Source organism: Phenylobacterium sp. (assembly GCF_030680185.1).
GTDB lineage: Bacteria > Pseudomonadota > Alphaproteobacteria > Caulobacterales > Caulobacteraceae > Phenylobacterium.
This window is the reverse complement of record NZ_JAUXVZ010000055.1, coordinates 247530-265608: the sequence shown is the minus strand read 5'-3', so window position 1 is coordinate 265608 and position 18079 is coordinate 247530. Positions and strand designations below refer to the sequence as shown.

General features: G+C 69.1%; 15 protein-coding genes. 7 read left to right on the top strand and 8 right to left on the bottom strand.

Annotation, left to right across the window (positions count from 1 at the left end):
• Positions 1-9: 9 nt before the first annotated feature.
• The 6 genes from ftsA to ligA all read left to right on the top strand — a co-directional run bounded on the left by ftsA (position 10) and on the right by ligA (position 9508).
• The gene (gene ftsA, locus Q8L83_RS15700) at positions 10-1344 is read left to right on the top strand and encodes a cell division protein FtsA (RefSeq protein WP_305288543.1); all 1335 of its coding nucleotides are present in this window, start codon (positions 10-12) and stop codon (positions 1342-1344) included.
• 300 nt (positions 1345-1644) lie between these two features.
• Entirely contained in the window at positions 1645-3243 is a 1599-nt protein-coding gene (gene ftsZ, locus Q8L83_RS15695; protein WP_305288541.1) for a cell division protein FtsZ, read from the top strand.
• A 270-nt stretch (positions 3244-3513) separates the two neighbouring features.
• On the top strand, positions 3514-4413 hold the full coding sequence (gene lpxC / locus Q8L83_RS15690) for a UDP-3-O-acyl-N-acetylglucosamine deacetylase (RefSeq protein ID WP_305288596.1): 900 nt from the start codon (positions 3514-3516) through the stop codon (positions 4411-4413).
• Positions 4414-4499: 86 nt separating this feature from the next.
• Positions 4500-5405, top strand: a complete 906-nt coding sequence (locus Q8L83_RS15685; RefSeq protein WP_305288595.1) for an outer membrane protein assembly factor BamD — start codon at positions 4500-4502, stop codon at positions 5403-5405.
• A gap of 58 nt (positions 5406-5463) precedes the next feature.
• A complete protein-coding gene (recN, locus tag Q8L83_RS15680) occupies positions 5464-7161 on the top strand; it encodes a DNA repair protein RecN (RefSeq protein ID WP_305288539.1) in 1698 nt (565 codons plus the stop codon).
• Positions 7154-9508 carry an NAD-dependent DNA ligase LigA gene (ligA, locus tag Q8L83_RS15675; protein WP_305288537.1) on the top strand — a complete coding sequence of 785 codons (2355 nt, stop codon included), beginning with the start codon at positions 7154-7156 and terminating at the stop codon, positions 9506-9508. Before recN ends, ligA begins: the two co-directional genes overlap by 8 nt.
• A gap of 125 nt (positions 9509-9633) precedes the next feature.
• On the opposite strand, the gene Q8L83_RS15670 is transcribed toward ligA, so the two are convergent.
• The 7 genes from Q8L83_RS15670 to Q8L83_RS15640 all read right to left on the bottom strand — a co-directional run bounded on the left by Q8L83_RS15670 (position 9634) and on the right by Q8L83_RS15640 (position 15116).
• Entirely contained in the window at positions 9634-11448 is a 1815-nt protein-coding gene (locus Q8L83_RS15670; RefSeq protein ID WP_305288535.1) for an aminopeptidase P family protein, read from the bottom strand.
• Positions 11449-11501: 53 nt separating this feature from the next.
• Positions 11502-11975, bottom strand: a complete 474-nt coding sequence (locus Q8L83_RS15665) for a DUF6644 family protein (RefSeq protein ID WP_305288533.1) — start codon at positions 11973-11975, stop codon at positions 11502-11504.
• Positions 11976-11978: 3 nt separating this feature from the next.
• The gene (locus Q8L83_RS15660) at positions 11979-12335 is read right to left on the bottom strand and encodes a DUF6152 family protein (RefSeq protein ID WP_305288531.1); all 357 of its coding nucleotides are present in this window, start codon (positions 12333-12335) and stop codon (positions 11979-11981) included.
• Between the two features lie 73 nt (positions 12336-12408).
• The gene (locus Q8L83_RS15655; protein WP_305288529.1) at positions 12409-13071 is read right to left on the bottom strand and encodes a DUF6134 family protein; all 663 of its coding nucleotides are present in this window, start codon (positions 13069-13071) and stop codon (positions 12409-12411) included.
• Between the two features lie 156 nt (positions 13072-13227).
• On the bottom strand, positions 13228-13620 hold the full coding sequence (locus Q8L83_RS15650; RefSeq protein ID WP_305288528.1) for a hypothetical protein: 393 nt from the start codon (positions 13618-13620) through the stop codon (positions 13228-13230).
• An 82-nt stretch (positions 13621-13702) separates the two neighbouring features.
• The gene (locus tag Q8L83_RS15645; protein WP_305288526.1) at positions 13703-14569 is read right to left on the bottom strand and encodes a 50S ribosomal protein L11 methyltransferase; all 867 of its coding nucleotides are present in this window, start codon (positions 14567-14569) and stop codon (positions 13703-13705) included.
• 46 nt (positions 14570-14615) lie between these two features.
• Complete coding sequence (locus Q8L83_RS15640) at positions 14616-15116, bottom strand: hypothetical protein (RefSeq protein ID WP_305288524.1); 501 nt, start codon at positions 15114-15116, stop codon at positions 14616-14618.
• Positions 15117-15262: 146 nt separating this feature from the next.
• Between Q8L83_RS15640 and Q8L83_RS15635 the strand changes: the two genes are divergently transcribed.
• Positions 15263-15688: a hypothetical protein gene (locus tag Q8L83_RS15635; protein ID WP_305288522.1), complete on the top strand. Its 426-nt coding sequence runs from the start codon at positions 15263-15265 to the stop codon at positions 15686-15688.
• Here Q8L83_RS15635 and Q8L83_RS15630 read toward each other — a convergent pair.
• A complete protein-coding gene (locus Q8L83_RS15630; RefSeq protein ID WP_305288520.1) occupies positions 15685-18048 on the bottom strand; it encodes a UvrD-helicase domain-containing protein in 2364 nt (787 codons plus the stop codon). The two genes, Q8L83_RS15635 and Q8L83_RS15630, sit on opposite strands and share 4 nt — an antisense overlap.
• Positions 18049-18079 lie beyond the last annotated feature (31 nt).

Below are 18079 nucleotides of genomic sequence, written 5' to 3'. Positions count from 1 at the left end.
GGAAGAACCGTGCCGTTCGGGACCAAAACGGTCGAAAAGAACAGCAGTCGCGACAGCCTGAAGGCGGCGCTGGGGCGTCAGCCTCTGGTGGCGGCTGTGGACCTGGGCGCTTCCAAGGTCTCCTGCTTCATCATGAAGCCGGAAGGGGTGCGTCGGGCTGATCGGACGCTGACGGCGGCGGGGGTCGGCTATGTCCAGTCCCGCGGCATTCGCGGCGGGGCCATCGTCAATCTGGACGAGGCCTCTGACGCCATCGCCCAGGCTGTGGAGCGGGCCGAGAACGTGGCTGGGGTCAACGTCCAGGGCGTGACCGTGGCCATGGCCGGCGGCCAGCTCAAGAGCCACCGCATCTCCGGCCGCGTCTCCCTCGGCGCCCGGCCGATCTCCGACCATGACCTGGTGCGGGCCATTCATGCGGCCCTGGCGCAGGTCAAGCTGCCCGACCGCCGGGCGGCTCATATCCTGCCCATCGCCTGGCGTGTGGATGGCCAGAGCGGCGTGCGCGATCCCCGCGCCATGTTCGGCCGCAGCCTGGCGGTGGAGCTGCTGGTGGTCTCGGTGAGCGAGACCGCCTACCAGACCCTCGGCGCCTGCGTGGAGCGGGCGCACCTGCAGTTTGAAGGCGTCGTCGCCGCGCCCTTCGCCTCGGCCCTGGCGGCCCTGGAGGAGGACGAGATGGACCTGGGCGCCGTGTGCATCGACATGGGCGGCGGTTCGACCTCGGCGGCGGTGTTCACCGCCGGCAGCCTCGTGCATGTCGAAACCCTGCCCGTGGGCGGCCAGCACGTGACGGCCGACATCGCCCGGGGGCTTTCGACCTCCATGGCCGGGGCCGAACGCATCAAGACCCTGCACGGCTCGGCCATCGCCTCGGCCAACGAAGACCGCGAGATGATCGAGGCGCCGCCTCGGGGCGACGACCCCGGCGCAGGCCCGGTCATCGCCCCGCGCTCCCTGCTCAAGGGCATCATCGCCCCGCGGGTGGAAGAGACCCTGGAACTGCTCCGCGACCGCCTCAAGGCCTCGGGCGCGCCGGTGGAGGCCGGGGCGAGCCTGGTCCTGACCGGCGGCGCCAGCCAGTTGGCCGGCGTGCGCGAAGTGGCCGTGCGCGTGTTCGACCGCCCGGTGCGCCTGGGTCGTCCGCGCCGGGTGCCGCACCTGGCCGACGCGGCCTCGGGTCCGGCCTTCTGCGCGGCGGCCGGCGTGCTGCACCGCGCAGCCTTCGGTCCGCGGGAAGCCGTCTCGGCGAAAAACGCCTCCGGCGCCCGCAATCGCCGGGAAAGTCTGGACCCTCGCGCCAATCCTGTGACCAAGGCCGCGGCCTGGCTGCGGGAAAATCTTTAGGGCCAAGACTAGATTCGCTGCGGTCAAGGTTAGGCGCAGCGACGGAATCTTGGCTAATGCATGCGCCACGCCGTCGCAGCCCTGCGGCGGCGTCCCCGTGACCGATGGCCAGATTTTGGCCTTAAGCCTTATTCCACAACCAAAAAATGCGGGTCGTGTAGGTCGACGTATCACCGACTCAATGTAAGCGGTTTACGTTCGATTAAGGATGATGGTCGCTTAGTTAACCGCATCCCAATCGGAGCGCTTCGCGGGCGGGTCGCGTGCGCTTCAACAGATTTGCGGAGGACACAGGGTCCTATGGCTATTGCACTGACGGCGCCGCGCGAGACCGAGCTGAAGCCGCGTATTGTGGTGTTTGGAGTCGGCGGCGCTGGCGGAAACGCCGTGAACAACATGATCGAGGCCCATCTCGAAGGCGTGGAGTTCGTGGTCGCCAACACCGACGCTCAGCAGTTGGCCTTCTCCAAGACCGACCGCCGCATCCAGCTGGGGGCCACGGTCACGCAAGGCTTGGGCGCTGGCGCCCACCCTGAGGTCGGCATGAGCGCGGCCGAGGAATCCATCCCCGAGATCGGCGAGCACCTCGACGGCGCCCACATGATCTTCATCACCGCCGGCATGGGCGGCGGCACCGGCACCGGGGCTGCGCCGATCATCGCCAAGTGCGCCCGTGAGCGCGGCATCCTGACCGTCGGCGTGGTCACCAAGCCCTTCCACTTCGAAGGCCGCCACCGCATGCGCCTGGCCGACTCCGGCATCGCCGAGCTGCAGCGCTATGTGGACACCCTGATCGTCATCCCGAACCAGAATCTGTTCCGGGTCGCCAACGAGCGCACCACCTTCTCCGAAGCCTTCGGCATGGCCGACCAGGTGCTGCATTCCGGCGTCCGCTCCATCACCGACCTGATGGTGCTGCCGGGCCTGATCAATCTCGACTTCGCCGACGTCCGCACGGTGATGACCGAGATGGGCAAGGCGATGATGGGCACCGGCGAAGCCTCCGGCGACGACCGCGCCCTGATGGCCGCCCAGAACGCCATCCAGAACCCGCTGCTGGACGAGGTGTCGCTCAAGGGCGCCAAGGCAGTGCTGGTCAATGTCACCGGCGGCCTGGACATGACGCTGCTGGAGGTCGACGAGGCCGCCAACGCCATTTCCGAGCAGGTCGACCCCGAGGCCAACATCATCTTCGGCGCGGCCTTCGATCCGTCGCTGGACGGCATGATCCGCGTCTCGGTGGTGGCCACCGGCATGGACGGCGCCTCCATCGCCGCCATCGAGCCCAAGATCGAAACCCGCCGTGCGCCGCCTCCGCCGCCGGTCGCCCGGCAGCCCGAGCCCGTCCGTCAGGCCGAGCCGGTCCGTCAGGCCGCGCCGCAGCCGACCTATGAGCCGCGCCCCGCGCCGGCCGCCTATGCGCCCGAACCCGCGCCCGCGCCGCGGGCGGCCGAACCTGCGCCCCAGGTCTATGTGGCCCCGGCGCAGCCCGCGCCTCAGGTCCGCGCCCCTGAGCCGCAGGCCCGCGCCCCTGAGCCGCAGGCCCGCGCCTATGAGGACGAGACCGAGCAGGCCGATCTTTACGCCGCGCCCGAGCCGCCGCCCGTTCAGCGCCCGATCACCCGCATCGTCGATCCCATGGCGGCCGAAGAGGGTGACGAGCCCCTGTTCGCCGACCACAGCTTCGCTGATGATCGCCGGCAGAAGAGCGGCTTTCTGAGCCTGTTCGGCGGCCGTCCCCGCTATGACGCCCCGGCCCCGGCGCCGACGCCGGCCCCGATCAGCCGCCAGGCTCCCGCCAGCCGTGGCGGCGCCCAGCCGGCCGAGGCCGTCGATCCCGATCGTGACGCGGGCGAAGACCTGGAAATCCCATCCTTCCTGCGTCGCCTGGCCAACTAGCCCAGCGAGCTCATCGCAGACCATCGGCGGACGGCCGGCTCCCCACGGAGCCGGCCGTCTTTTATTGAGCCATGCCGACGTCCGGCGGCGACAAGATAAGCGCCGGAATTAGAACAAGAATTCGCCTCGATCTTAAGGCGAAACATTCGGAAACAGGACTTGTCTTGCGGCGCCGCAGCACAGGAACTATCCGGTCAATGGGGCCATTCGCGGTTGTGTGAGCCGCTCGTCAAAGTCTGGCCAGGAAGGTTTCAGTTCGTGTCCGCAGCCATCGCCAATTCCGCTCACGCGCTCCAGCACACCGTGCTGGGCCCGGCCATCTTCGCCGGGATCGGCGTGCATACCGGCGCCCATGTCCGCGTGGCGGTCCGGCCTGCGCCGGTCGATACGGGCATTGTCTTTGTTCGCACCGATGTCGCTGACCAGGACAACCGCATCGCGGCGTCGGCCGAGGCTGTCTGCAAGACCCAGTTGGGCACCGTCATCGGCAACGCCGCCGGCGTCACCGTCTCGACCATCGAGCACCTGATGGCCGCCTTCGCCACCCTGGGCGTGGACAACGCCGTGGTCGAACTGGACGGCCCCGAGATGCCGATCATGGACGGCTCGTCCGAGCCCTTCGTCCAGATCCTCGACCAGGCTGGCCGCCGCCAGCAGGAAGCGCCGCGCCGCTATATCGAAATCCTGGCGCCCATCGAGGTGATCGACGGCGACAAGAGCGCGCGCCTGCTGCCTTGCGACCAGTTCGAAGTGGCCTTTGAGATCGCGTTCGATTCGCCGGTCATCGGCCGTCAGGCGGTGGATCTGGTGATGGACGAAGCCGCCTTCCGGACCGAGCTCGCCAATTGCCGGACCTTCGGCTTCGCCCACGAGGTCGAGGCCCTGCGCGCCATGGGCCTGGCCCGCGGCGGCTCGCTGGAGAACGCCGTGGTCATCGAAGGCGACCGCATTCTCAATCCCGAAGGCCTGCGCCGGCCGGACGAATTCGTGCGCCACAAGGCGCTGGACGCCATCGGCGACCTCTATGTGCTCGGCGCCCCGATCATTGGCCGTTTCGAAGGCCGTCTGGCTGGCCATGGCATCAACAACCAGCTCGTTCGCGCCCTGACCGAACAGCCGAACGCCTGGCGCATCCGCACCTTCGCCCCGGAGCTGGCCCTGGCGGTCTGACCTTCCGTTTGCGCCATCGCCCGCGTGGTGTAGAAGCGGTGGCTCGGCGCGGGGGCGCGCTTGGTCCTTTTGAGGTGAAGGTGTCTCTGCTTCACAATTCCCTTCGGGGTCCTGCCGTTGCGACGGTTCTCGCCACCCTGGTCCTTGGGGCCTGTGCTGGACGTGAAGATCGGCCTCAGCTGGCCTATGAAGAGCGCCCGGTCGAGCTGCTCTACAACACCGGCGCCAACCGGCTGGATCGTGGTCTGTGGAACCAGGCCGTGGACTATTTCGCCGAAGTGGAGCGCCAGCACCCCTATTCGGTCTGGGCCCGTCGTTCGATCCTGATGACCGCCTATGCGCAGTATCAGGCCAATGACTACGCCGAGGCGATCTCCAGCGCCGACCGTTTCCTGTCGCAGGCGCCGGGCAATCCGGCGGCGGTCTACGCCTATTACCTGAAGGCCATCTGCTACTTCGAACAGATCGTCGACGTCGGCCGTGACCAGGCCGCCACCGGCCAGGCGCTGAACGCCCTGCAGGAGGTGGTCCAGCGCTACCCTGACAGCGAGTACGCCAAGGACGCCCGCCTGAAGATCGACATGGTCCGCGACCAGCTGGCCGGCAAGGAAATGACGGTCGGCCGCTACTATCTGCGCAACAACGACACCCTGGCCGGCATTGGCCGGTTCAATACGGTGGTCGAGCGCTATGAGACCACCAGCCACACGCCGGAAGCCCTCTATCGCCTGGTCGAGGCCTATCTGACGCTCGGCCTCAACGAGGAGGCCAAGCGCAACGGCGCGGTCCTCGGCTTCAACTATCCCGGCTCGGTCTGGTATCGCGACGCCTATAACCTGCTGACCAGCCGCGGCCTTCGCCCGGCCAATGCCCCGGCGTCGTCCGAACAGCGTAGCCTGTGGTCGCGGCTGCCCTTCGTCGGCGGCGGTAGCGATTCAGAGGATCTGGAGCGTGACAAGGACGCCACCCTGCGTCCTCCGGAAAGCCAATAGAACCTAAGGCGAACGAACGGGCTTTCGCCCGCGGCGATTCCAAGCAATCTTGCGCCCCATGCTGATCGGACTGTGGATCCGCGACGTGGTGTTGATCGAGGCGCTCGACCTGCCCATCGGGCCGGGGCTTACCGCCCTGACCGGGGAGACGGGGGCGGGCAAGTCGATCATCCTCGACGCCCTGGGCTTGGCCACCGGCGCGCGGGCCGAGGCTGCGCTCGTGCGCCAGGGCGCGTCCCTGGCCCAGGCCACGGCCCTGTTCGCGCCAGCCCCCGAGCACCCCGCCTGGGCGCTGCTGGACGAAAAAGGCCTCGCCTACGATCCCAGCGAAGATCTCGTCCTGCGCCGCACGGTCAGCGCCGACGGCCGCAGCCGCGCCTTCGTCAATGACCAGGCCACCAGCGTCGGGGTGCTGCGGGAACTGGGCGCCCTCCTGATGGAGGTCCACGGCCAGCACGAGACGGTCGGCCTGCTCGACACCCGCACCCATCGAGGCCTGCTGGACGCCTTCGGCCAGCTTGGCGGCCCCCTGGCCAAGGTCGCGACGCTGTGGAAGGCCTGGCGCGCGGCCCAGGCCCACCGTGACGACCTCGCCGCCGCCGCCGATCAGGCCGCCGCCGAGATGGAGGAGCTTACGCTCCGTCTGGCCGAGCTCGACCGCCTCGAACCCCGGGAAGGGGAGGAGGCTGACCTCGCCGAAAGCCGCGCCATGCTGGGCGCCGCCGAGAAGGCGCTCTCCGACATCGCCTCGGCCCGCGAAGCCTTTGACGGTCTGTCGCCCCGCATGGCCCAGGCCGTCCGCGCCCTGGATCGCGCCCGCGAGCGCGCCGTCCATGCGGGCGCGGCGGAAACCGGCCCCACAGTGACGCGGCTGGCCGCGGCCACCAGCGCCATCGACCGCGCCCTGGTGGAGGCCCAGGAGGCCGAGGCCGCCATCGACGGCGCGGCCGAGGCCTTCGACTTCGATCCCGACCGGCTGGAAAAGACCGAGGAGCGGCTGTTCGAACTGCGCGGCATGGCGCGCAAGCTCAATGTCAGCGTCGAGGAGCTGCCCATTCTACGGGTCCGCTTCGCCGAACGGCTGCGGGCCGCCGAGACCTCTGGCGAGGACCTGAAGGCGGCTGAAGCCGCCCTGGCCGCGGCCCGCGCCGACTATCTCGCCGCCGCGGAAGATCTCAGCGACCAGCGTCGCGCGGCCGGCGAGCGCCTGGCCCAGGCGGTGATGTCGGAGCTTGGCCCGCTGAAGCTGGACAAGGCCCGCTTCCGCGCCACGGTCGAGGCCTTGGCGCCGGAAAAGGCCGGCCCCCAGGGGCAGGACCGGGTGGCCTTCGAAATCTCCACCAATCCCGGGGCGCCGTTCGGGGAGCTGGGCCAGATCGCCTCGGGCGGCGAGCTTGCCCGTCTGGCGCTCGCGCTCAAGGCGGCCCTGGCCGGCCGGGCGACGGGCGCCCAGCCGCTGATGATCTTCGATGAGGTCGACCAGGGGGTGGGCGGCGCGGTGGCCGACGCGGTGGGGCTGCGCCTGCGGCGCCTGGCTGCCGACGCCCAGGTTCTGGTGGTCACCCACAGCCCGCAGGTGGCCGCCCGCGCCGACGCCCACTGGCGGATCTCCAAGGCCACGAGCGCCGAGACGGTCCGGACCGCCGTCGAGGTGCTGTCCCTGACCGACCGTGAAGAAGAGATCGCCCGCATGCTGGCCGGCGCCCAGATCACCGATGCGGCGCGCGCCGCCGCCAGGGCCTTGATGGATGCCTGAGTTTCCCGCCTCCAAGCCGGCCGCCGACCTCACCGAGGCCGAGGCCGCCGAAGAGCTGACCTGGCTGGCCGACACCATGGCCGCCCACGATATCGCCTATTATCAGGACGATGCGCCGAGCGTCTCCGACGCCGAATATGACCGGCTGAAACGCCGAAACGCCGAGATCGAGGCGGTGTTTCCCGACCTGGTCCGTGAGAACTCCCCCAGCCTGAAGGTGGGCGCGGCGGCCTCGGCCCAGTTCTCGCCGGTCGAGCATGGCGTACCCATGCTCAGCCTCGACAACGCCTTTTCCGATGAGGAGGCCGTCGAGTTCGAGGGGCGGGTGCGCCGGTTCCTGCGTCTGGACGACAGCCCGATCGCCTATACCGCCGAGCCCAAGATCGACGGCCTGTCGGCCTCGATCCGCTACGAGAAGGGCCGGCTCGTCCGCGGCGCCACCCGCGGCGACGGCAAGGTGGGCGAGGATGTCACCGCCAATCTACGGACGCTCGCCGACATCCCCGAGCGCCTGGCCGGTTCAGGCTGGCCCGAGGTCATCGAGGTTCGCGGCGAGGTCTATCTGGAGCATGAGGGCTTCAAGGCCCTGAACGCCGCAGCCGAGGCGGCGGGCCAGAAGACCTACGCCAATCCTCGCAACGCCGCGGCCGGATCGCTGAGGCAGATCGACCCCAAGATCAGCGCCCAGCGGCCCTTGCGCTTCTTCGCCTATGCCTGGGGTCTGGTCAGCGCGCCCTTCGCCGAAACCCAGTGGGCGGCGCTGGAGGCCCTGAAGGCCTGGGGCTTTCAGACCAATCCCCAGTCGCGCCGGGTCGAGGGGGCGCAGGGTCTGCTCGACGCCTATCGCGAGATGGAGGGGCTGCGGCCCCGCCTGGGCTTCGACATCGACGGCGTGGTCTACAAGGTCGATCGGCTGGACTGGCAGCAGCGGCTGGGCTTCGTCTCGCGTTCGCCCCGCTGGGCCATCGCCCGCAAGTTTCCGGCCGAGCAGGCGCGTACGGTGCTGAACGCCATCGACCTGCAGGTGGGGCGCACCGGCGCTGTGACGCCGGTGGCGCGGCTTGCGCCCGTGACCGTAGGCGGCGTGGTTGTGGAGAACGCCACCCTGCACAATGCCGACGAGATCGCCCGCAAGGACGTGCGCATCGGCGACACGGTCATCGTCCAGCGCGCCGGCGACGTGATTCCCCAGGTGGTGGGACCGGTGCTGGAGGAACGGCCCAAGGGCGCCGAGCCCTACGTCTTCCCCGATACCTGTCCCTGTCCGCTGAAGACGCCGCTGGCCCGGGAGACCACGGCCTCGGGCGCCGAGACGGTGGTCCGTCGCTGCACCGGCGAGCTGGCCTGCCCGTTCCAGCGCATCGAGCACCTGAAGCACTTTGTCTCCCGCCGGGCCTTCGACATCGAGGGGCTGGGGGAAAAGCAGCTCCAGGCCTTCTTCGACAAGGGCTGGGTCAAGGCGCCGGCCGACATCTTCCGCCTGGCCCGGGATGAGGCCAAGCTGGATGAGCTGCGGGCCACCGAGGGCTATGGCGAGACCAGCGTCACCAATCTGAAGGCCGGCATCGACGCCAAGCGGAACATCCCGCTGGACCGTTTCATCTATGGGCTTGGCGTGCGCCACATCGGGGAGACCACGTCCCTGGCCCTGGCGCGCCACTTCGAGACCGTGGACGCCTTCCTGGCCGCCGCCCGCGCCGCCGCCGCCCAGCGCCCCGGCGATGGCCACGAGATCTTCGCCCAACTGGACGGGGTCGGCCCCACGGCCCTGGAGGCGATCCTGGCCTGGGCGACAGCCCCGCATGAGGTGCTGGTCCCTGCGGACGCCGGGTTCGACACCCGGCTGAAGGCCAGCATTCCCAAGCTCAACAAGACGGCCAGGGAGGCGCTGGAGCGGCGCTTCGGCGACTGGGCGACCTTTGCGGCGGCCGCCTCGGCGGCGTCCGCCCAGCGGCCCGGCGAGGATTTCGGCGAGCTGGCGGCGGTGGATGGGGTGGGGCCGGTGGCCGCCCGCATGATCGCCGAGTTCTTCGGCGAGGATCACAACCGGGCCATGGTCGATCATCTGCTGGCCGAGCTTCAGGTGCAGGCTGCTGAGCGCCCCAAGACCGACACCGCCGTGGCCGGCAAGACCATCGTCTTCACCGGCGCTTTGGAAAAGATGACCCGCGACGAGGCCAAGGCCCAGGCCGAGGCCCTGGGCGCCAAGGTCTCGGGCTCGGTCTCGAAGAAGACCAACCTGGTGGTGGCGGGCCCCGGCGCGGGCTCAAAGCTCAAGACCGCCACCGACCTCGGTATCGAGGTGATCAGCGAGGATGATTGGCTGGCGCTGGTGGGGCAGGGGTAGGCGCGCGCGAGCTACACCTCACCGCGTCACCCCTGGGCTTGTCCCGAGGGTTGTCGAGGGCGGGCGCCGGCGTCGAGAGGGATCCTGGGCACAAGGCCCAGGATGACGGCGTTCTAGGGGAGCGCCTAAAGCGGCGCGCAGGCCTCTTCCAGCCAGGCTCGGACCTCACCGCCCACCAGCGGCCCGATCTCGCGCAGCACCCGGGCGTGATAGGCGTCCATCTGGGCGCGTTCCTGAGCCGTCAGCATGTCGACCACGATCAGCCGGCGATCGATGGGCGCGAGCGTCAGGGTCTCGAAGCCGAGCATCGGCCGCTCGCCGCCCTCGATCTCGTCGGCGGCGGTGACGAACTGCAGGTTCTCGATGCGGATGCCATAGGCGCCGGTCTTGTAGTAGCCGGGCTCATTGGAGACGATCATGGCGGGCTGCAGTGCGACGCTGCTGGGGGCCTTCGAAATCCGCTGCGGGCCTTCGTGGACGCCGAGATAGCTGCCCACCCCGTGTCCGGTGCCGTGGTCATAGTCGAGGCCGGCCATCCACAGCGGCGCGCGGGCCAGGGCGTCCAGGGCCGAGCCGGTGGTTCCGGCCGGGAAGCGGATGTGGGCCAGCGCCAGATGCCCCTTGAGCACCAGGGTGAAGCGCTCGGCCATCTCGCGGCTCGGCTCGCCGATGGCCACGGTGCGGGTGACGTCGGTGGTGCCGTCCAGGTACTGGCCGCCGGAATCCACCAGCAGCAGGGAGCCGGCTTCCGTACGCTTGTTCAGCCGTTCGGTCGGCCGATAGTGGACGATGGCGCCGTTCGACGCCGCGCCGGCGATAGTGTCGAAGGACAGGTCCTTGAGCGCGCCGGTAGCCTCGCGGAAGCCTTCCAGGGTCTGCACCACGGTCTTCTCGTCGGGCAGGCTGGTCTGGGCCTCGGTGGCCAGCCAGTGGAGGAAGTGGGCGAGGGCTGCGCCATCGCGCACATGGGCCTTGCGGGCGCCCTCGATCTCCACGGCGTTCTTGCAGGCGCGGGGCAGGGCGCAGGGGTCGTCGGCCCGCAGGGGCTCGGCGCCGGCCGCCTCCAGCGTGTCGAAATACCAGGCCGAGGACTGGCCCGGATCGATCATCACCTTCTGGCCCTTCAGGTCTGCGAGGGCGCCGGCCAGGGCCTCAGAGGTCTCCAGGCTCACCTCATTGCCCAACCAGGCCGGCAGGTCCTGGCTGACCTTGGCGGGGTCCAGGAACAGTCGGGCGCGGCCGTCGGCGCCCAGGATCGCCTGGGCGAGCGGCAGCGGGCTGCGGATCACGTCGCCGCCGCGGATGTTGAACAGCCAGGCGATCGAGGCCGGCGCGGTGATGACGGCGGCCTGGGCGCCCTTGGCCGCCAGGGCTTGGCCGACCCGGGCGCGCTTGGCCGCCGAATCTTCGCCCGCATAGTCCAGCGGGTGGGGGACCACCGGCGCCTGGGGCTGGGCCGGGCGCTCGGCGCCCCAGGCGGCGTCCAGGGGGTTCTGCGCCACGGGCTTCAGCTCGGCGCCGGCCTTTTCCACCGCTGCGCGGACGCGGGCGAGGCCGTCAGGGCTGTGCAGGCGGGGATCGTAGCCGATGGCCTGTCCCTTGGCCGCGGCGGTCTCCAGATAGGCCGGCACGCCGCCGTCCACGAGATCCCGGATTTCGAACAGGCTCTCATCGACCTGGTCGCGGACCTGCAAGGTGTAGCGGCCATCGACGAAGACGGCGGCCTTGTCCTTCAGGATCACCGCGGCCCCGGCCGAACCGGTGAACCCGGTGGCCCAGGCCAGCCGGTCATTGGCCTCGGGCAGGTATTCGTTCTGGTGCTCGTCCTCATGAGGGACAAGGAAGCCGTCCAGCTTCTGGTCGGCCATGGCCTGGCGGATCAGGGGCAGGTGGCGGGCGCCAAAGGCGCGCTCGGTGGTCTCATCAAAGGTCTGGCGCATGGCCTAGAAATAAGCCCGGCCGCGCCCGAGCGCCATGGGGATCGTGCAGAGCCTCAGGCGTAGGCGATCAGACGTCCCAGCGCCCCGACCATCAGCCAGATGCCCAGCGAGCCTGCCGCCATCAGCCGGCCCAAGGGCGGCGGCGAGGCGTCCCAGCCCGCCATTCGTGTCCGCCAGAGCGCTCGGAAGAGAATGGCGTGAGCGAGCCCCAGGGCGATCAGCGCGATCTTGGCGCGAAACACATTTGATGCGGCCATGGGGCCGGCGTCAGCAGAGAACATGACCAAGCCGCTGACCGCCAGCAAGGCGAGGCCAGCCAGGGCGAAGGGCGTCAGGGCGCGGGCCAAGGGGTCAACCGGCAACTGGCGGAAGAGGCCCGCCAGCCGCAGATCCACGACTCCGATCCCGCCGACCAGCAGAATCAGGCCCAGCAGGTGGGCGACATTGGCGACGGGATAGGCGATGGCCGATCCTCGCGCCCATTGGCCCAGGGCCGAGGCTTCCAGCAGGGCGGCCAGCGCGTCCATGGCCTAGCGGAGCTCGACGGTCTTGCCCTCGGCGATCACCCGCTCAAGCCGCAGTTCGGCCGTGCCGTCGCGGCGGGCATAGCCCTCCAGGGTGACGCGCTTGCCGGGGCCCAGCATCTCGCGGGTCAGGCCGCGGGCCTCCATCCGCGAGACAGGCGCCAGGATCACATCCCAGGTCTTGCCGTCGTGAACGACCTTGGCCGCACCGTGGGGATTGCCCCAGGAGACGTCGGTCAGGGGCGCGGTCACACGGACCAGTTCGGTCGCGTCATAGGAGCTCCAGCCGTGGTGGGCGAGGCTGGCCCCCGGCGCGGCGGCCAGGCCAAGGGTGAGGGCGGCGATCATCAGGGTCTTGCGCATGGCATCCTCCGGTCTTCTCTGGTGAGAGGTTAACGTCCTTCGGGCCGGCGGGGGTTCAACCCGGCGTGAGGCCTCAGATCCGGCGATAGATCATGGTCGAGCCGTCCTCGAGCTTGCCCCGCAGGCCAGCCCAGGCTCCGGCTGTGTCGTACCAGTTGTCGATTTCGGCCTCGCCACGGATGGTCCAGCGGGTCGCAGGAACCGATCGGCCATCGGCCAGCTGCACGCTCTCGCGGCCGGCGCGGGCGGTGCGTATCTTCATGATCTTGCCCAGTTGCGGATTGAACAGGGGGCCTTCGAGAGCCAAGGCGTTCCAATGGGTGAGGGGCGCGGCCGAGGCCGGCGCGGTCAGGCGCCCGCCGGGGCCTTCGATGGCGATGCCGGCGCCGGTGGCCTCGGCCTTGACCTGTTCGATCTTGCCATTGGTGTCGGTGCGGGTGGTCAGGCTGGCGAAGCTGTCGTCACGCCAGCGCTCCGTGGCGGTGTGGGCGTAGCGAAAGACGGGGATGGGGCCGAGCCTGACGCGCATTTCGACCTCGGTGTTCACCATCAGGCCAGACCCGTTGCGGGTGAAGCGCATGAGGTGCTCGCCGACCTTGTCCTTGCCACGGAACACCGCAAAGCCGAGCCGGCCATTGGCCGGCGCCGCGGCGAAGGCGCCAGGGGCGGCCAGGGCGCTGGCGCCAGTAACGATCAGGCTTCGGCGGGTCAGGGCGGGGACTGGGCTGGCGATCACGTCGTCTACTCCATACGGCGCCCCGGAGGGCTTGAAGTATCTACGGTTGGCCAACGCCCAAAGATGCCTCGTGGGCGCCCTTGAGGAGCCGATGCGAAAAGGGCGGCTCCTTTCGGAACCGCCCTTAGCCAGACCGGGGCCTCGGAGGGCCAGGCCTTACATGCCGGTACGGTCGGCCGCGTTCTCGGCGGCGTCGGACGCGCTGTCGGCGGCGTTCTGGGTCGCGGCGGCGGCGTTGTCGGCCGCGGCCTCGGTGCTCTGGGCGATGCTGTCAGCCGCCTGGCGCGAGCTTTCGGCGGCGTCGGAGGCGGCCCGCTGGGCGCTGTCGGCGGCGTTCTCGATCATGGCCTCGGCGCGGCCGGTGTCACGGGCCATCTCCAGGTCGGCGTCGTCGGTTCCGCTGTTGCCGAAGACGAAGAACATGCCCACCAGGGCGACGATGGCGACGATGCCGGCCACCCACCAGCCAGCCGAGCCGCCACTCTTGTGGACGACTTCACGCTGCACCGGCGGGGGATCGGTACGGGGGGTGTTGGGGTCATAGGTCATTGTCGTTCTCCTCGGACGGAGCGGTTGGCCGCTTCCTGTCGCGCTTGAGAACGTGGTTCGCCTGGAGTGGGTTCCGGCGAGCTTAACTGCGGCGGAGGACCAGGGTCGTCCAGGCGTCGCGGTTCAACCGACGAACCAGCACAAAGCCGCGGCTGCGATAGGCCGCCAGCACCCGGCGGGCCTGGGAACGCAGCAGGCCGGAGAGGATCGCCGTGCCGCCTGGCCGCAGGGCGCCCTTGATGTCCTGGGCCAGCATGACCAGCGGCGCAGCGAGGATATTGGCGAAGACCAGGTCGTAGGGCGCATGGGCGCGCACCAGGCGGTGGCCGAGGCCGGAAGCGTGCACGAAGCGGGCGTTGGCCTGGTTGAGGATGGCGTTCTCGCGGGAAATCCGGACCGACGGCCGATCGATGTCGGTGCCCACGGCCACGGGAGATCCGGTCTTGGCCGCGGCGATAGCCAGCACGCCGGTGCCCGCGCCCACGTCCAGCACCCGGGCGAACCGGCGCTGCTTCAGCAGGGCGTCGTAGGCCAGCAGACAGCCGACCGTGGTCCCGTGATGGCCGGTGCCAAAGGCGGCGCCCGCCTCGATGCGCAGGTTCACCGCATTGACCGGCGCCAGACCTCGATCGTGGGCGCCATAGATGAAGAAGCGGCCGGCGCGCACCGGCGGCAGCCCCGACAGGGCCATGGCCAGCCAGTCGGCATCGGCCAGGACCTCGGTGCTCGTGGTCAGGCCTGCATGGCCCCCCAGCACCTCGCGCAGGGCGTCGGCTTCCTCATCGGTGGTGGGGAAGGCGTCGATGCGCCAGATCTCGCGATCTTCATCCTCCTCCAGGATGGAATAGGTGACGCTTTCCAGCAGCGGGTGTTCATCGATGGCGAGGGCGGCGGTCTCGGCGATGGCGCGGGGGCCGCGGGCGATGATCTGGAAGGCGTCTTGCGTCATGCGCCTCCTCTAGAGGGACCAGGCCCGTTAGGCGAGAGGCAAGCGCCTATTCTGAAGGGGCGAACGCCACGTGGGTGGGGCGAACCGGGGCCGTTTCATCCGCAAAGACAGCGGACGCGGGCTCGGGCGCTTCGGTCATGCGGCGGGGAGCGATATTCCCATCTATGGAGGGGTAGGAGACGATGATCTCGGCCCTCGGAGGCTCGACGCGGGCGACGTTCATGGGACGATGCTGGCGGACCGGTTCGATATAGACCACGGGTTCGTAAGCCGGCTCAGCCAGGGGGGCCGGGCCATAATCCACGGCCACAACCGCCGGGTCGTCCCGATGGGTCCAGTCATAGCCGATCACATAGTCGGGGACCTGACCGGCCTGGGCGCTGGCATAGGCCTGTGGCTCTGGCCAGTCGGCACGGTCGCCCGCGGCGGGCAGGTGAATCTGCGGCCCCAACATGGCCTCGTCATAGGTCAGGTCGGGCTTGAAGCTCGCGCCCAGCAAGAGCCCGGTCGCCGCCGCCACTGTGATCCCATGAAATAGAGCCTGCATGTCCGCCTCCTTGTATCGGTAAGCGCACGAATCTCCTCTGGGTTTCCTTGCGCGTTCCCCTGCTTTGGCGCGCGGTTCGGCGAGGGACCTATCCTGCCCCCCACTGGGGCCGTTGCATGTTAGGCTTCGAATGAAGGAGGAGACTGATGAGCAAGTACAAACCCCTGTCCGATCGTCTTTCGCAGCACGAGGCCGACGACTGGAGCGTGAGCTTCGCCGAGTTGGAAGACGTGCTGGGCTTCCCTTTGCCCAAGGCCGCTCGGGATCAGAACGCCTGGTGGTTGGGGGGTGAAAAGCCGCATCACGACACCTGGAAAGCCCAGGGCTGGCGGGTCGAGACGGTCGATCGCAACGCCCAGACCGTCGTCTTTCGCCGCTATCAGGCCGCCGAGATGAGCGAGCCGACGCCTATGGAGGCGGCGATGGAAGCGCCCACCGCCGCCGAGACACCCACCGCGCGCAAGGGCGTGGTCACCGCCGCTGTGGCGGGGGGCGCTGCGGCGCTGCTGGCCGGCGGCGTGTCGGTGCTGGCGAGCTTCCTGGCCAAGCGCAAAGGCGAGCCCTGGCGTTAGGACGCCTCGGACTTCTCCACGAAGGAGTCGATCACCTTTTTCTCGCCGGCCTTTTCGAAGGCGACGGTCAGCTTGTTGCCGTCGATATTGCGCACCTGGCCGTAGCCGAACTTCTGATGGAACACCCGGTCGCCGCGGGTAAACGCGCTGCTGGAGGCCGACGGGTCCGACACGGCGACGAGGCGGCCTTCGCCCTCGATCACCTGCTGCCGGCCCGGATGGCTGCCCTGATAGCCGCGGTCCTGGGCGCGACGCCAGCCGGGCGACGAATAGCCTGAGCCGAAGCTGGGGCTCTCGTCCCAGCGGCTGCCGTGCTGCTGCATGCCCGGACCGCCGCCGTAATAGCCGGTGTCGGAGGCGGCCTCCACATGGGCGATCGGCAGTTCATCGACGAAGCGCGACGGCAGTTGGCTGGTCCAGCGGCCATAGACCTGGCGGTTGGCGGCGAACGAGACGTGGGCCTGCTCACGGGCCCGCGTAATGCCCACATAGGCCAGGCGCCGTTCCTCCTCGAGACCCTTCTCGCCGCTCTCGTCCATGGAGCGCTGCGAGGGAAACACGCCTTCCTCCCAGCCCGGCAGAAAGACGAGCGGAAACTCCAAGCCCTTGGCCGAGTGCAGGGTCATGATCTGGACGGCGTCCTCGCCGGCCCCGCGGTCGAGATCCATCACCAGGGAGACGTGCTCCAGATAGGCGCCCAGGGTCTCGAAGTTCCCCATGGACTGGACCAGTTCCTTGAGGTTCTCCAGCCGCGTCTGGGCCATCGGCGTCTTGTCCAGACGAAGCGCGTCGGTATAGCCGCTTTCCTCCAGCACCATCTCGGTCAGGCGGCTGTGGTGCTGGGTTTCGCCCTGCGCTCGCCAGCGATCGAGATCGCGCAGGAAGTTGGCCAGCGAGGTGCGGGTGCGGGCGGCCAGTTCATCGGTCAGCACGATCTGGCGGGCGGCGGTGGCGGCCGAGACGCCGTTCAGCCGGGCGATCTGCAGCAGCTTCTGGACCGTAGTCTCGCCGATGCCGCGCTTGGGCACATTGACGATCCGCTCGAAGGCCAGGTCGTCGTCCTCGGACTGGATCAGCCGCAGATAGGCGTGCGCATCGCGGATCTCGGCCCGCTCGAAGAAGCGCGGCCCCCCCACCACGGTGTACGGAATCTGGAGCAGCACGAACCGCTCCTCGAAGGCGCGCATCTGGAACGAGGCGCGCACGAGGATGGCCATGTCCTTATAGGGCCGCGGATCGCGCTCGGTGGTTCCCTTGCGGGCCCGCTCGATCTCGTCGGCGATCAGCCGGCTCTCGGCCTCGCCATCCCAGACCCCGCGGACCACAACCTTGTCGCCACCGTCGGCCTCGGTCCACAGCGTCTTGCCCAGGCGGGACTTGTTGGTGGCGATCAGGCCGGAGGCGGCCCCCAGGATATGGCTGGTGGACCGGTAGTTGCGCTCCAGGCGGATGACTTTCGCGCCGGGGAAGTCCCGCTCGAAACGCAGGATGTTGTCCACCTCGGCGCCGCGCCAACCATAGATCGACTGGTCGTCATCGCCGACGCAGCAGACGTTCTGTCGCTTCTGGGCCAGCAGCCGCAGCCACAGATACTGGGCGACATTGGTGTCCTGGTACTCGTCCACCAGGATGAATTTGAAGCGGTCGTGAAACTCGGCCAGCACGTCGGGCTGCGAGGTGAAGATGGTGATGTTGTGTAACAGCAGGTCGCCGAAGTCGCAGGCGTTCAGCACCCGCAGCCGCTCCTGATAGAGCCGGTAGAGGGCCTGGCCGCGGTTGTTGGCGAAGGCCGCGCCCTCGGCCGGGGGCAGGCGGTCGGGCGTCCAGCCACGGTTCTTCCAGTGGTCGATCAGACCGGCCAGGGCCTTGGCCGTCCAGCGCTTGGAATCGATGTTCTCGGCTTCCAGCAGTTGCTTGAGCAGCCGCTCCTGATCGTCGGTGTCGAGGATGGTGTAGCTGGACTTGAGGCCCACCAGCTCGGCATGCCGGCGCAGGATCTGGGCGGCGACCGAGTGGAAGGTACCCAGCCAGCGCAGGCCCTCGGCCTGGGGGCCGATGATGGCGGAGATCCGCTCGCGCATCTCCCGCGCGGCCTTGTTGGTGAAGGTGACCGCCAGCAGCTCCCAGGGCTTGGCGCGGCCGGTGGTCAGAATATGGGCCAGTCGCGTGGTCAGCACCCGGGTCTTGCCGGTGCCGGCGCCAGCCAGCACCAGGACCGGGCCATCGACGGTTTCGACCGCCTCCCGCTGCTCGGGGTTCAGGCCCTGCAGATAGTCGGGCTGATGGCCGGGCCCTCCCACGCGGGCGAGGTCGCTGATCTTCGGCGTCGGGGCCGGGGGAACTGATTCAGGAAAGGACATTGGAACTTATATAGAACAGATCGGCGTCGGC

What these genes read in the sequence shown, in the direction of transcription:
- ftsZ (WP_305288541.1), top strand. Translation starts at nt 1,645, where the DNA reads ATGGCTATTGCACTGACGGCGCCGCGCGAGACCGAGCTGAAGCCGCGT.
- recN (WP_305288539.1), top strand. Translation starts at nt 5,464, where the DNA reads ATGCTGATCGGACTGTGGATCCGCGACGTGGTGTTGATCGAGGCGCTC.
- ligA (WP_305288537.1), top strand. Translation starts at nt 7,154, where the DNA reads ATGCCTGAGTTTCCCGCCTCCAAGCCGGCCGCCGACCTCACCGAGGCC.
- Q8L83_RS15670 (WP_305288535.1), bottom strand. Translation starts at nt 11,448, where the DNA reads ATGCGCCAGACCTTTGATGAGACCACCGAGCGCGCCTTTGGCGCCCGC.
- Q8L83_RS15665 (WP_305288533.1), bottom strand. Translation starts at nt 11,975, where the DNA reads ATGGACGCGCTGGCCGCCCTGCTGGAAGCCTCGGCCCTGGGCCAATGG.
- Q8L83_RS15660 (WP_305288531.1), bottom strand. Translation starts at nt 12,335, where the DNA reads ATGCGCAAGACCCTGATGATCGCCGCCCTCACCCTTGGCCTGGCCGCC.
- Q8L83_RS15650 (WP_305288528.1), bottom strand. Translation starts at nt 13,620, where the DNA reads ATGACCTATGACCCCAACACCCCCCGTACCGATCCCCCGCCGGTGCAG.
- Q8L83_RS15645 (WP_305288526.1), bottom strand. Translation starts at nt 14,569, where the DNA reads ATGACGCAAGACGCCTTCCAGATCATCGCCCGCGGCCCCCGCGCCATC.
- Q8L83_RS15640 (WP_305288524.1), bottom strand. Translation starts at nt 15,116, where the DNA reads ATGCAGGCTCTATTTCATGGGATCACAGTGGCGGCGGCGACCGGGCTC.
- Q8L83_RS15635 (WP_305288522.1), top strand. Translation starts at nt 15,263, where the DNA reads ATGAGCAAGTACAAACCCCTGTCCGATCGTCTTTCGCAGCACGAGGCC.
- Q8L83_RS15630 (WP_305288520.1), bottom strand. Translation starts at nt 18,048, where the DNA reads ATGTCCTTTCCTGAATCAGTTCCCCCGGCCCCGACGCCGAAGATCAGC.